We start from the raw sequence: 12,530 nt of genomic DNA, 5'->3' as shown, positions 1-12,530 counted from the left end.
CCGTCCTCCAACCCGGCGGTGATCGCCTTCCTGCGCGAGTACGAGGACGATCTCGTGCTCTGCGTCCACAACTTCTCCCGCTTCGCGCAACCCACGGAGCTGGACCTGAGCCGGTTCGGCGGCCGGCACCCGGTCGAGCTGTTCGGCGGGGTCCGCTTCCCGGCGGTCGGCGAACTGCCGTACCTGCTCACCCTGGCGGGCCACGGCTTCTACTGGTTCCGGCTGCGCAGGGACGCGGTCTAGACGCGCCGGGTGGGGCGGTGGGGCGTTTCCACCGCCCCACCCGGGGCACGCATCAGTAACACCCCGACTACCCGGGGAAAGGACGTGTCGCCCATGGCGGATACGGTCACCTCTTCCGGCACCACCAGCCCCACGAATCACCTCCTCGCCTCGCTCGACCCGCTGCTGCGCACCTGGCTGCCACGGCAGCGCTGGTTCGCGGGCAAGGGGCGGCCGGTCACCGGGTTCACCTGCGTGGCCGTCACCGAACTCCTGCCGCCGGACGGCCGGCTGGGTCTGTACCACCTGCTGCTGCGCGTCCACCAGCCGTCGGCGCCGGGCACCCCGCCGCACCCCGGCGACTGCTACCAGCTCCTCATAGGCGTGCGCGAGGCGCTGCCGCCCCGGCTGGCGCCCGCGCTCATCGGACACGTCGAGGACGGGCCGTTCGCCGGACGCACGGTGTACGACGCCCTGTACGACCCCCGGCCCGCCGAAGTCCTCCTGGAGGCCCTGCGCTCCCGGGCCCGCGTCGGCGGGCTCCGGTTCGAGCGGGACACGGGCCAGGAGATCCGCGAAGGCCTGGTGGCCCGGCTGATGACCGCCGAGCAGTCCAACTCGTCGGTGGTCTATGGAGATACGTTCATTCTGAAGGTGCTGCGCCGGGTCGTCCCCGGCGTCAACCCCGACCTGGAACTGCCCCTCGCGCTGGCGCGTGAGGGTTGTCCCCGGGTGCCCGCGCCGACGGCCTGGCTCCATGCCGAGACGGCCGGCGAGCCCGAGGGGGCGTACGTCCTGGCCGTGCTCCAGCCCTTCGTCAGCGGTGCCACCGACGGCTGGGAGCTGGCGCTGCGCGAGCTGGCCAAGGGGCAGGACTTCGTCGCCGAGGCGAGGGCGCTGGGCCGGGCCACGGCCGAGGTGCACACCGCGCTCGCGCGCGCCCTGCCGACGGTCACCCTCGGCCACGCCCAGCTGGGGCAACTGGTGGAGGGCATGACCGAGCGGCTGGACGCGGCCGTGCAGGCGGTGCCGGCGCTGCGGCCGTACGCGGGCGGGCTGCGGTCCGCCTACGAGGCGCTGGCCGGTCTCGCCGCCGAGGGCCGTACCTGGACGGCTCAGCGCGTCCACGGCGATCTGCATCTGGGGCAGTGCCTGCGCTCGCCGTCCGGGCAGTGGTCGCTGATCGACTTCGAGGGCGAGCCGGCGCGCCCGCTCTCCGAACGGCGGCTGCCGCAGCCGACGGTGCGGGACATCGCGGGGATGCTCCGCTCCTTCGACTACGCGGCCCGCTCGGCGACCCCGGCGGCCCCCGACTGGGCGCACGCCTGCCGGGCCGCCTACTGCTCCGGGTACGCGGAGGTGGCCGGCCGCGACCCGCGCACCGATCCGGTGCTGCTGCGGGCCTACGAGACCGACAAGGCGGTCTACGAAGCCGTCTACGAGGCCCGGCACCGCCCCGACTGGCTCCCCGTCCCGCTGTCGGCGATCCGCCGGCTCGCCGCGTCCGACCCGATCTGATCCTCGCCCGGGAGATTCGCTCGTGACGTCCAAGAAGTCAGCCCCCAGCAAGAAGTCCGGCAAGACCAAGGCGGAGAGGAAGGTCAGGGAGACACCGGCCACACAGGTGCCACCGCAGCAGACGCCCCCCGCTCGGGAGGCGCCCGCACCGGAGGTGCCCGCACCGGAGGCCGCCGTACTGGAGGTCGCCGTCTCCCCCGCCGTCGACGCCGGCGACCGTGAGCGGCTGCTGCACGGCACCCATCACGACCCGCACGCCGTCCTCGGCGCCCACCGGGTGCCGGGCGGTGTCGCCTTCCGCGCCTTCCGTCCCCACGCGACGGCGGTCACCGTGGTCTCCGGCGACCTGCGCGTGGAGCTGCACGACGACGGCGACGGCTTCTTCTCCGGGCTCCTGTCCCTGACCGAGGTCCCGGTCCACCGGCTGCTCGTGACGTACGGCGACAGGGTCCACGAGACCGAGGACGCCTATCGCTTCCTGCCCACGCTCGGCGAGCTGGACCTGCATCTGATCGGCGAGGGCCGGCACGAGCAGCTGTGGCAGGCGCTCGGCGCGCACGTCACGACCCATCAGGGCGTGTCCGGAACCCGGTTCGCGGTGTGGGCGCCGAACGCGCGGGGCGTGCGGGTCACGGGCGGCTTCAGCCACTGGGACGGCACCGGCTTCCCCATGCGCTCGCTCGGCTCGACGGGGGTGTGGGAACTGTTCGTGCCGGGCATCGGCGAGGGCGAGCTGTACAAGTTCGAGATCACCCGCCCGGACGGCTCCCGCACGCTGCGCGCGGATCCACTGGCCCGCCGCACGGAGGTCCCGCCCGCCACGTCCTCGATCGTGCACGCCTCGCACCACGAGTGGGGTGACGCGCAGTGGATGGCCCACCGCGCGGACACGCCGGTCCACGAGGCCCCCTTCTCGGTCTACGAGGTCCATCTGCCGTCCTGGCGTCCTGGCCTCACCTACCGCCAGCTGGCCGAGCAACTACCCGCCTACGTCGAGGAGATGGGCTTCACACACGTGGAGCTGATGCCGGTCGCCGAGCACCCCTTCGGCGGGTCGTGGGGGTATCAGGTCACCGGTTTCTACGCCCCCACCGCCCGCCTCGGCACCCCGGACGACTTCAAGTACCTGGTGGACCGGCTGCACCAGGCGGGCATCGGCGTGCTGATGGACTGGGTGCCGGCCCACTTCCCGCGCGACGACTGGGCACTCGCGGAGTTCGACGGGCGCCCGCTGTACGAGCACCACGATCCACTGCGGGCCGCCCATCCCGACTGGGGCACGCTGGAGTTCGACTTCGGCCGCCGCGAGGTCCGCAACTTCCTGGTGGCGAACGCGGTCTACTGGTGCGAGGAGTTCCACATCGACGGGCTGCGCGTGGACGCGGTCGCCTCGATGCTCTACCTGGACTACTCGCGCGAACCGGGGCAGTGGACGCCGAACGAGCACGGCGGCCGGGAGAACCTGGACGCGGTGGCCTTCCTGCAGGAGATGAACGCCACCGTCTACCGGCGCTGCCCCGGCGTGGTCACGATCGCCGAGGAGTCGACCGCCTGGGACGGCGTCACCCGGCCCACGCACCACAAGGGACCGAGCGGATCCGGCGGCCTCGGTTTCGGCCTGAAGTGGAACATGGGCTGGATGCACGACTCCCTCCAGTACATGAGCCACGAGCCCGTGCACCGCAAATACCACCATCACGAGATGACGTTCTCGATGGTCTACGCGTACAGCGAGAACTACGTCCTGCCCATCTCGCACGACGAGGTGGTGCACGGCAAGCGGTCCCTGGTCTCCAAGATGCCCGGCGACTGGTGGCAGCAGCGTGCGGGCCACCGCGCCTACCTGGGCTACATGTGGGCCCACCCGGGCAAGCAACTTCTCTTCATGGGGCAGGAGTTCGCCCAGGGCACCGAGTGGTCGGAGGCGCACGGCCCCGACTGGTGGCTGCTCGACCCGTCCTACGGCGCCGAGGCGGACCACCGGGGGGTGCGCGACCTCGTGCGGGACCTGAACGCGCGGTACCGCGCCGCCCCGCCGCTGTGGCAGCGGGACACCGACCCGGCGGGCTTCCAGTGGATCACCGGTGACGCGGCGGACGACAACGTCTTCGCCTTCCTCCGCCTCGACGCCGACGGCACCCCGCTCCTGGCGGTCTCCCACCTGGCCCCGGTCGTCCGCCACGACTACCCGATCGGCGTCCCCGACGACGTCCCGGCCTGGGTGGAGGTGCTGAACACGGACGCCGGCAGGTACGGCGGCGGCGACGTCACCAACCCGGAGGTCATCAAACCGGAACACGGGCCCCGGCACGGCCGCCCGGCCGGCATCCGGCTGACCCTGCCCCCACTGGCCACGGTGTGGCTGCGCCCGGCCTAGCGCACCCGCCGGCGCCCGGTCTCGCGCACCCGCCGGCGCCCGGCCGGCGCAGGGGGTGAGCCGGGCGGCCCGCTCGCCGGCCGGGTGCCGTGGCCGGCGGGGCGGGCCGCCCGGTCACGCGACGGCTTCGGCGAGCGGGTCACCGGTCAGGCGGTCGCTGCGGCGAGCGCGGGCGGCAGCTCCCGGGAGTACAGCACGCCGAGCCGTTGCGTCGCCCGGGTCAGCGCCACGTACAGGTCGCTCGTGCCGTAGCCGGCCGGCTCCACGACCAGCACCGAGTCGAACTCGAGGCCCTTGGCCTGGCGCGGGTCGAGCAGGACGACCGTCCGCGTCAGGTCGGGTTCCGCGCCCGCCGTGACCCCGTCCAGCCGGGCGGCCAGCCGCCGGTGCAGCTCGCGCGGGGCGATCACCGCCAGCCGTCCCTCGGCCGGGGTGAGTTCGGCGACCGCCTCGGCCACGGCGGCGGGCAGGTCGCCGCCGGCCCGGCGCACCCAGGGCCGTTCGCCCGTGGAACGAACGGAACTCGGCGGCGCGAACTCCGGGTCCGCGGCCCGGACCACGGCCGCGGCCAGGTCCATGATCTCGGACGGGGTGCGGTAGTTGACGCCGAGCCGGGTGTGCTCCCAGCGGTCCTCGACGTACGGTTCGAGGATGTCCGCCCAGGAGCCGACCCCGGCCGCCTCCGCGGTCTGGGCGGGGTCGCCCACCAGGGTCATGGAGCGGGTCGGGCTGCGCCGCATGAGCAGCCGCCAGGCCATCGGCGACAACTCCTGCGCCTCGTCCACGATGATGTGCCCGAACGCCCAGGTGCGGTCCGCGGCGGCCCGCTCGGCGGCGCTGCGGTGGTCCGCCTCCTCCTGCCGCTCGGCGAACCGCTCGGCGTCGATGATGTCGTGCGCCGAGAGCACCTCGGAGGCCTCGGGGTCGCTGTCCTCCTTGTCGTCGAACTCGTAGGTGCGGGAGGCGTACGAGACGTCCAGGACGCCCTGCGCGTAGGCCACCTGGGTCTCGCGCTCGCGATCAGCCCGCGCCCTGGCCGGCCGGTCGTCCTCGCCGAGGAGTTCGGCCGCCTCGTCCAGGAGGGGCACGTCCGCCACGGTCCAGGCGCGGGTGACCGGGCGCCGGATCGCGTCGGCGTCCTCCCGCCCGAGGTGGCCGTCCGGCTCCGCGAGGAAGTCGGCGAGCAGCCGCCGCGGCGTGATGCGCGGCCACAACCGGTCTATGGCGGCCCAGACCTCGGGGTTCTCGGCCAGCTCGTCGCGGATCTGGGTGAGGTCGGAGGCGTCGAGCAGGCTGCTGCCGTCGTACGGGTCGGTGCCCACGCGCTCGGCGTACAGCTCGGTGAGCGTGTTGAGGATGTGCCCCTCGAAGTGCTCGCGGGCCGCGTTGTGCGGCAGCTTGGCCGCGCGCGTGCGTTCCCGGGCGACGCCGACCAGGCCGTCGTCCAGCATCAGCACCTCGCGGTCGTGCTCGATCGCGATGACCGGGTCGGGCAGCGCCTGACGGTCGCGGACGACGGCGGCCAGCACGTCGGCCATGCCGGCCCGGCCCTTCACGGCCGCCGCCGCCGGGGTGTCGGTGGCGGTGGCCTTCACGCCGGGGAACAGCTCGCCGACCGTGGCCAGCAGGACCCCGGTCTCGCCGAGCGAGGGCAGCACCTCGCCGATGTAGCCGAGAAAGGCCGGGTTCGGGCCGACGATGAGCACGGCCCGGCGGGCCAGCAGCTCCCGGTGCTCGTAGAGGAGGTAGGCCGCGCGGTGCAGGGCCACCGCGGTCTTGCCGGTGCCGGGGCCGCCCTCGACGACCATGACGCCCCGGTGGGGCGCCCGGATGATCCGGTCCTGCTCGGCCTGGATGGTCTGCACGATGTCGCTCATGCGGCCGGTGCGCGCCGAGTTCAGCGCGGCCAGCAGCACCGCGTCCCCGCTGGGGTCCTCGTGTCCGGTGCGGGTGGCGTCGCCGAGGTCGAGGATCTCGTCGTGCAGAGAGGTCACGGTCCGGCCGTCGGTGGCGATGTGCCGGCGCCGGCGCAGGCCCATCGGGGTGTGCCCGGTCGCCAGGTAGAAGGGACGGGCGACGTCGGCCCGCCAGTCGATCAGGACCGGTGTGCGCTCGGGGTCGTCCTCGCGCAGCCCGATCCGGCCGATGTGGTGCACCACGCCGTCGGCGAGGTCGATGCGGCCGAAGCAGAGCGAGCCGTCCACGGCGTTCAGCGCGGCGAGCAGCCCCGAGCGCTCGGCGACCAGGATGTCCCGCTCCAGCCGCGCCTGCATGGGCTTGTCGCCCTGCGCGAGCGCATCCACGACCGAGTTCTCGGCCTCACCGCGCAGCACGTCCACACGCGCGTACAGTCCGTCGATGAATTTCTGTTCGTGCCGCAATTCATCGTCCGGAAATTCGGTGTTTGACAATTCCGCTCCCGCCCGGATATACTGTGCTCACTGAACTTCTCCGCGCCTTCTGTAAATAGAAGTCGCGAACCACTGAATATACGCACAGAAATCCCCCGAGCGCAATTGCTCGGGGGATTTTTCCGTGGCCCGGGGGCCGTGCCGTGCGAGCGCCGCCCTACAGCACGTCCGCCAGTTCCTCCAGCAGCCGCCGCTTGGGGCGTGCGCCCACCATCGAGCGCACCGGCTCGCCGTTCCGGAACACCATGAGAGTCGGGGTCGACAGCACGCCGTAGGCGACCGTCGTCCCCGGATTGCGGTCGACGTCCAGCTGGACGATCTTCAGCCGGTCGCCCTCCTCGAAGGCGATGTCCTTCAGCACCGGCGCCAGCTGCCGGCACGGCCCGCACCAGTCGGCCGTGAACTGCACCAGTACGGGCAGGTCGGCGCCGATCACCTCCTGCTCGAAATCGTCGTCCGTCACCTCGGCCAGTCCGCTCACCAAGCTCACCGCGTCAGCCCTCTCAGCTCGCATTCGGGTTCCGGGCCGCCCGGAACCAGCGCTTCGGCGGCCAGCTCGTCCCTGGCCCGCTCGGCCCGCTCCAGCTGTCCCGCGACCGTCCCCCGCACGGCCACGAGCTGCCCGATGAGCGCGTCCAGCTCGTCCAGCTTGCGGCGGTAGACCGCGAGCGAGGCCGGGCAGGAGTCGCCCGCGGGATGCCCGGCACGCAGACACTCCACGAACGGCCGCGTCTCCTCCAGGTCGAACCCGAAGTCCTGCAGCGTCCGGATCTGCCGCAGCAGCAGCAGATCGCTCTCGTCGTACGTGCGGTGTCCCTTGTCGTCGCGCCGGGCGGGCAGCAGCCCCCGCGCCTCGTAGTAGCGCAGGGTGCGGGTGGTGGTTGCGGCCCGGGCGGCCAGCTCGCCGATTCGCATGTCCACGACGGTAGGTGTTGACGTCGGCGTCAAGTCAAGGGCGGCCGGTCAGGCGCTCACCCCGGCCGACTCCTCCACCTCGAGCAGAGAGGCGCTGTGCCGTTCCTCGTCGAACTTCCGGCGTCCGCCGCGCAGCCCGAACAGCCGCTTGGCCAGGGCGATGTAGAGGACAGCGAGGATGTTGAGCACGAGCGTGGCGATCTTCAGCCAGCTGACGTGCTCGGTGAGTTCGTAGATCTCCAGCGGGAGGAAGGCGGCGGTGGCGACCACCGTCAGGTACTCCGCCCAGCGCTTGGCGTACCAGAGGCCGACCGCCTCGATCAGTTCGATCAGGGCGTAGGCGAGCAGGAGCGCGGCCACCAGCAGCAGCGTGGAGTGCCGGTAGCCGAAGGCCTTCTGGACGGAGCCGACCACCGGTGAGTGGTCGAGGTCGTAGTGGAAGTGCCGGAAGACCGGGCGGAACACGTCCAGGTTCTCGTTGAAGAGCCGGCGCACCGCGTCCTGGCTGTTGCTGAACTTCCACACCGCGACCGCGACCAGCACGATGAACACCCCGCGCACGGCCCGCTCGATCGCCAGGAAGCGCAGGATGAACAGATCCCGCAGCACCTTTCCGCGCGGTACCAGCGGGGCGTCCGAGGCCGGCCCCGAGCCGTGCGGCTCGCCGAGCACGAAGTCCCCGCAGCGCAGACAGCGCCACACCTCCCCGAGCGCGGTCTCGGCGTGCAGCCGTACCCGCAGCCGGGGATCGTCGGGCGCGTAGGTCACATGGCCCTTGCGCGCGCAGGTCCGCCGGTCCCAGTCGATCTTCATCCCCCGTGCCCTCCGTACAGGTGCAGACGACACGCACGAACGTGCCGTCCCGGTCGATCAGGGACGGCACGTTAGTGGATGACGGCGCGCGAAGCTCAGCCGGCCGCGCTCTTCGCCGGCTCCCTCTCCTCTTCCTTCTCCTTCGCCTCGGCCCCGGCGGCCTCGCGGCGCGGCAGCAGGAAGGCCACCAGGACCGTGCCGATGCCGAGGATCACCGCGCCGACCAGGCTCGTGCGGGCCACGGCGTCGGAGAAGGCCGAGCCGACCGCGTCGGCCATCTGCCGGGCGCCGGAGGCCAGTTCCGCGGCCTGCTGCTTGAGCTGCGCGGCCTGCTGCGGGTCCTTCGCCGCCGCGGCCCGGGCGGCCACCTGGTGCGCCTTCTCGCCGATGCCCTGGGCGACGGCGTATCCGGCGCCGACCGAGTCCTGCGCGGTGTCCCGGGCGCTCGCCGGGAGCCTGCTGCCGGCGGTGGCGTCGCTGAGGTGATCGCCGTAGGAGGTCGCGAGCAGCGAGCCGAGGATGGCGATGCCGAGTGAGCCGCCCAGTTCCAGCGAGGTGTCGTTGACGGCGCCGCCCACGCCCAGCTCGGACTCGGGGAAGGCGCCCATGATGGCGTCGGTGCAGGGTGAGAGGGCGAGGCCGATGGCGAGGCCCAGGATGATCAGGGGTGCCACGAAGTCGCCGTACGTGGAGCCCGCGTCCACCCGGGTCAGCAGCGCGAGGGCGGTGGTGCCGCCGACCATGCCGGCGCCGACGGTCCACTTCATGCCGACGCGCGGGGTGAGCCAGCCGGTCAGGGCCGAGCCGGCGAAGACGGCACCGGCCAGCGGCAGCATGCGCGTGCCGGTCTCCAGGGCGTCGTAGCCGAGGACGAACTGCAGGTGCTGGGTGAGGTAGTAGAAGGCGCCGAAGACGGCGAGGAAGAAGAGGGCGACGGCGAGGTTGGAGCCCGCGAACCGGCGGTGGGCGAAGCGGCGCACGTCGAGGATGGGGCGCGGGTGGCGCAGCTCCCACAGGACGAAGGCGACCAGGCCCGCGCCCGCGACGACCGCGGCGGTCACCGCCTTGGCGCCCCAGCCGAAGTGCGGGCCCTCGATGATCATGTAGATGAGTGCGCCGGTCCAGATCACGGACAGCGCTCCGCCCACGTAGTCGATGCGGTCGTGGTGGCCGGCCCGGGACGGCGGCACGAGGACGAGGGCGGCGACGACGGCCACGGCCGCGATCGGCACGTTGATGAGGAAGGTGGAGGACCAGCCGTGGTCGCGCAGCAGGGCGCCGGCGACCACCGGTCCGGCGGCGATGGCGAGCCCGGCGGTGGCGGTCCAGAGCGTGATGGCCTTGGCCCGCTCGGCCCGCGGGAAGGTCGCGGCGAGCAGCGAGAGCGTGGCCGGCATGATCAGCGCGGCGCCGACGCCCATCACGGCTCGGGCCGCGATGACGGTGGCGGAGCTGTCGGCGAGGTACCCGAAGACGGCACCGCCGCCGAAGACGACCAGCCCGAGCACGAGCGCCCCGCGCCGGCTGTACTTGTCGCCGATCGCGCCGAGCAGCAGCATCAGCGCCGCGTAGGGAACGGTGTAGCCGTCGATCACCCACTGCAGGTCGGCGCTGGAGAGCCCGAGGTCCTTCGTCATGTCGGGCGCCGCGACCGTGAGGGCGGTGTTCGCCATCACGATGATCAGCAGGCTCAGGCAGAGCACGAGCAGTGCCCACCAGCGCCGGGCGTAGGGCCGGTCCATCCCTTCGACCGGTTCGGTCATGACGAGTCGCATGGCAGGGGTCGCCTTCCTCGGGTGCGCGACGGAACGTGCAGGTGGTTGTGCCCGAAGTGGATGCACAGTTGCGTACATTGCACAACCATGTGCAATGTACGTTGTTGCACAGCGCTGTGCAAGTCGCGTCGGGAGGGCAGAATGACCGCCATGACCACGGGTAACACCAGCCGCGCCGATACCAACCGGCGCCGCATCCTCGACGTCGCCCTCGCCGAGCTGCTGCGCGACCCCGATGCCTCCATGGATCAGATCGCGCGCGCGGCGGGCGTCGTACGACGGACGGTGTACGGCCATTTCCCCAGCCGGGAGGCGCTGATCAGCACGCTGGTCGACGGGGCCGTGGAGGCGCTGACGGACGCTGACACGCAGGCCAGGGAGACGGCGAGCGACCCGGCGGAGGCGGTGGCCCGCTCGGTGCTCGCGATCTGGCGGATCGCCGACCGCTACCGGCTGCTGGTCGCCCTGGCCCAGCGCACGGTGACCGTGCAGGGCATCCGCGAACGCCTCGCGCCGCTGCGCGCCACCAAGGTCCGGGTGCTCCAGCAGGGCCTGGACCAGGGCGTGTTCAGCTCCCCGCTGCCCGCGCCGGCCCTGGCGTACGTGCATGAGCAGATGCTGTTCGCGGTGATGGAGGCGGTGAACGACGGGCTGCTGGCGGCCCGGGAGGCGGGCCGCTCGGCCACGGTCGCCGTGCTGACCGCGGCGGGCGTGCCCGCCTCGACGGCCACCGCGCTGGTGGCCCGGGTGAGCGAGGAGCCGTAGAGCCGGAAACGACCGGACGCCCGGCCCCGGTTCAGGCGGGGCCGGACGTCCGGAGCAAACGGGCCGAGGCGGCCCGGAGGGGCGCGCGGCACCGGACGAGCGGCACCGGGCGAGCGGTCTGGGCGAGCGACACCGGGCGAGCGGTCTGGGCGAGCGACACCGGGCGAGCGGTCTGGGCGAGCGGTCTGGGACGTCCCGCCGCCGCGCGGCGGCGCCGCCCGGCCGGCGCCTAGGCCTTGACCAGACCCTCCTCACGAGCCTCGGGCGCCTCGTCCACCGTCGGCCGGCCCTCGTCGAGCAGCGTCGTCTCGTCGAACGGCAGCTCCCCCGCGAGCACCCGCCGCACGCGCTCCTTGTCGATCTCCTTCGTCCACGTGCCGACCAGCACCGTCGCGACCGCGTTGCCCGCGAAGTTCGTCAGGGCCCGCGCCTCGCTCATGAACCGGTCGATGCCGACGATCAGTCCGACGCCGTCGACCAGCGCGGGCTTGTGCGACTGCAGGCCGCCGGCCAGGGTCGCCAGACCCGCACCGCTGACCCCTGCCGCCCCCTTGGACGCCAGCAGCAGGAAGAGCAGCAGCGGAATCTGCTCCCCGACGGACATCGGCGTACCCAGCGCGTCGGCGATGTACAGCGACGCCATGGTCATGTAGATCATCGTGCCGTCGAGGTTGAAGGAGTAGCCGGTCGGCACGGTGATGCCGACGACCGGCTTGCTGACCCCGAGGTGCTCCATCTTCGCGATCAGCCGCGGCAGCGCGGACTCCGAGGAGGAGGTGGACAGGATGAGCAGGAACTCGCGGGCGAGGTAGCGGCACAGGGAGAAGACGTTCAGGCCCGCGACGATCCGCAGCACCGCCCCGAGCACGACGAACACGAACAGGAAGCAGGTGAGGTAGAAGCCGAGCATCAGTACGGCGAGGCTCTTCAGCGCGTCCAGGCCGGCCGAACCGACGACCGCCGCGATGGCACCGAACGCACCGATCGGCGCGGCCCACATGACCATGGACAGGATGCGGAAGACGAGCCGCTGGAGGTGCTCTACGCCGCGCAGCACCGGCTGCCCGGCCGGCCCCATCGCCTGCAGCGCGAACCCGGCGAGCAGGGCGATCAGCAGCGTCTGCAGGACCTGCCCCTCGGTGAAGGCGGAGACGAAGGTGGTCGGGATGATCGACAGCACGAAGTCGACCGGCGGCAGCGCGTCGCTGGAGACCTGGGCGTGCCCGGTCTGCCGCAGCGCGTCGGTCAGGTGCAGGCCCTCGCCCGGGTGCAGCACGTTGCCGACGACCAGGCCGATGGCGAGCGCCACGAGCGACATCACCAGGAAGTAGCCGAGGGCGATACCGCCGACGGCCCCGACCTTGGCGGCCTTCCGTACGGACCCGATGCCGAGCACGATCGTGCAGAAGATGATCGGCGAGATCATCATCTTGATCAGGTTGACGAAGCCGGTCCCCAGCGGCTTCAGCTCGACGGCGGCATCGGGCCAGATCAGTCCCACGGCGATGCCGAGCGCGACGGCCACGATGACGGCGATGTACAGGTAATGGGTCCGGTCCCGCTTCCCGCGGGCTGCGGCAGGTGCCGTACCGGGAGTGCTGGCGGCCACGACTGCCCTCCTTGACGTCTTCGTCGGCGAACAACCGGCGTGCGGCTCACGTCCGGGCGTTGTTGGAATGCCGTGACTATCTCCCGGCGTGTGAGGGCGGTCACCCTTCCGTTCATTTAGTTCAC

The 12,530-nt window shown here is 72.2% G+C and carries 10 protein-coding genes; 4 read left to right on the top strand and 6 right to left on the bottom strand.

The genetic code is table 11. The features are described 5' to 3' along the window. From ACGFT2_RS14480 to glgB, 3 genes are all read left to right on the top strand, one after another. On the top strand, positions 1–243 hold a 243-nt coding region (locus ACGFT2_RS14480; RefSeq protein WP_393277658.1), incomplete at its 5' end, for an alpha-glucosidase C-terminal domain-containing protein. 93 nt (positions 244–336) lie between these two features. Beyond that, on the top strand, positions 337–1,740 hold the full coding sequence (locus ACGFT2_RS14475) for a maltokinase (protein WP_393277656.1): 1,404 nt from the start codon (positions 337–339) through the stop codon (positions 1,738–1,740). Between the two features lie 22 nt (positions 1,741–1,762). Beyond that, positions 1,763–4,117: a 1,4-alpha-glucan branching enzyme gene (gene glgB, locus ACGFT2_RS14470; RefSeq protein ID WP_393277654.1), complete on the top strand. Its 2,355-nt coding sequence runs from the start codon at positions 1,763–1,765 to the stop codon at positions 4,115–4,117. 146 nt (positions 4,118–4,263) lie between these two features. On the opposite strand, the gene ACGFT2_RS14465 is transcribed toward glgB, so the two are convergent. From ACGFT2_RS14465 to ACGFT2_RS14445, 5 genes are all read right to left on the bottom strand, one after another. Beyond that, positions 4,264–6,546 carry a HelD family protein gene (locus tag ACGFT2_RS14465; protein WP_393277697.1) on the bottom strand — a complete coding sequence of 761 codons (2,283 nt, stop codon included), beginning with the start codon at positions 6,544–6,546 and terminating at the stop codon, positions 4,264–4,266. A gap of 139 nt (positions 6,547–6,685) precedes the next feature. Continuing rightward, entirely contained in the window at positions 6,686–7,042 is a 357-nt protein-coding gene (trxA, locus tag ACGFT2_RS14460) for a thioredoxin (RefSeq protein WP_393277652.1), read from the bottom strand. Beyond that, positions 7,015–7,443, bottom strand: coding sequence for a MerR family transcriptional regulator (locus ACGFT2_RS14455; protein WP_393277650.1), 429 nt, complete (start codon positions 7,441–7,443; stop codon positions 7,015–7,017). The genes trxA and ACGFT2_RS14455 overlap by 28 nt, the downstream gene beginning before the upstream one ends. A gap of 48 nt (positions 7,444–7,491) precedes the next feature. Then, on the bottom strand, positions 7,492–8,256 hold the full coding sequence (locus ACGFT2_RS14450; protein ID WP_393277648.1) for a DUF2127 domain-containing protein: 765 nt from the start codon (positions 8,254–8,256) through the stop codon (positions 7,492–7,494). 95 nt (positions 8,257–8,351) lie between these two features. Beyond that, positions 8,352–10,031: an MFS transporter gene (locus ACGFT2_RS14445; protein WP_393277646.1), complete on the bottom strand. Its 1,680-nt coding sequence runs from the start codon at positions 10,029–10,031 to the stop codon at positions 8,352–8,354. 141 nt (positions 10,032–10,172) lie between these two features. Between ACGFT2_RS14445 and ACGFT2_RS14440 the strand changes: the two genes are divergently transcribed. Further along, positions 10,173–10,796 carry a TetR/AcrR family transcriptional regulator gene (locus ACGFT2_RS14440; protein WP_393277644.1) on the top strand — a complete coding sequence of 208 codons (624 nt, stop codon included), beginning with the start codon at positions 10,173–10,175 and terminating at the stop codon, positions 10,794–10,796. A gap of 229 nt (positions 10,797–11,025) precedes the next feature. Here the strand turns inward: ACGFT2_RS14440 and ACGFT2_RS14435 are convergent, their stop codons facing one another. After that, positions 11,026–12,405, bottom strand: coding sequence for a cation:dicarboxylate symporter family transporter (locus ACGFT2_RS14435; protein WP_393277642.1), 1,380 nt, complete (start codon positions 12,403–12,405; stop codon positions 11,026–11,028). Positions 12,406–12,530 lie beyond the last annotated feature (125 nt).

Source organism: Streptomyces sp. NPDC048514 (assembly GCF_043199955.1).
GTDB lineage: Bacteria > Actinomycetota > Actinomycetes > Streptomycetales > Streptomycetaceae > Streptomyces.
Note: the sequence above shows the minus strand (reverse complement) of the source record. Positions and strands in the feature narration are given on the sequence as shown.

Coding starts and splice junctions, on each gene's coding strand:
- ACGFT2_RS14455 (WP_393277650.1), bottom strand. CDS start 7,443: ATGCGAATCGGCGAGCTGGCCGCCCGGGCCGCAACCACCACCCGCACC.
- ACGFT2_RS14475 (WP_393277656.1), top strand. CDS start 337: ATGGCGGATACGGTCACCTCTTCCGGCACCACCAGCCCCACGAATCAC.
- ACGFT2_RS14440 (WP_393277644.1), top strand. CDS start 10,173: ATGACCGCCATGACCACGGGTAACACCAGCCGCGCCGATACCAACCGG.
- ACGFT2_RS14445 (WP_393277646.1), bottom strand. CDS start 10,031: ATGCGACTCGTCATGACCGAACCGGTCGAAGGGATGGACCGGCCCTAC.
- trxA (WP_393277652.1), bottom strand. CDS start 7,042: ATGCGAGCTGAGAGGGCTGACGCGGTGAGCTTGGTGAGCGGACTGGCC.
- ACGFT2_RS14450 (WP_393277648.1), bottom strand. CDS start 8,256: ATGAAGATCGACTGGGACCGGCGGACCTGCGCGCGCAAGGGCCATGTG.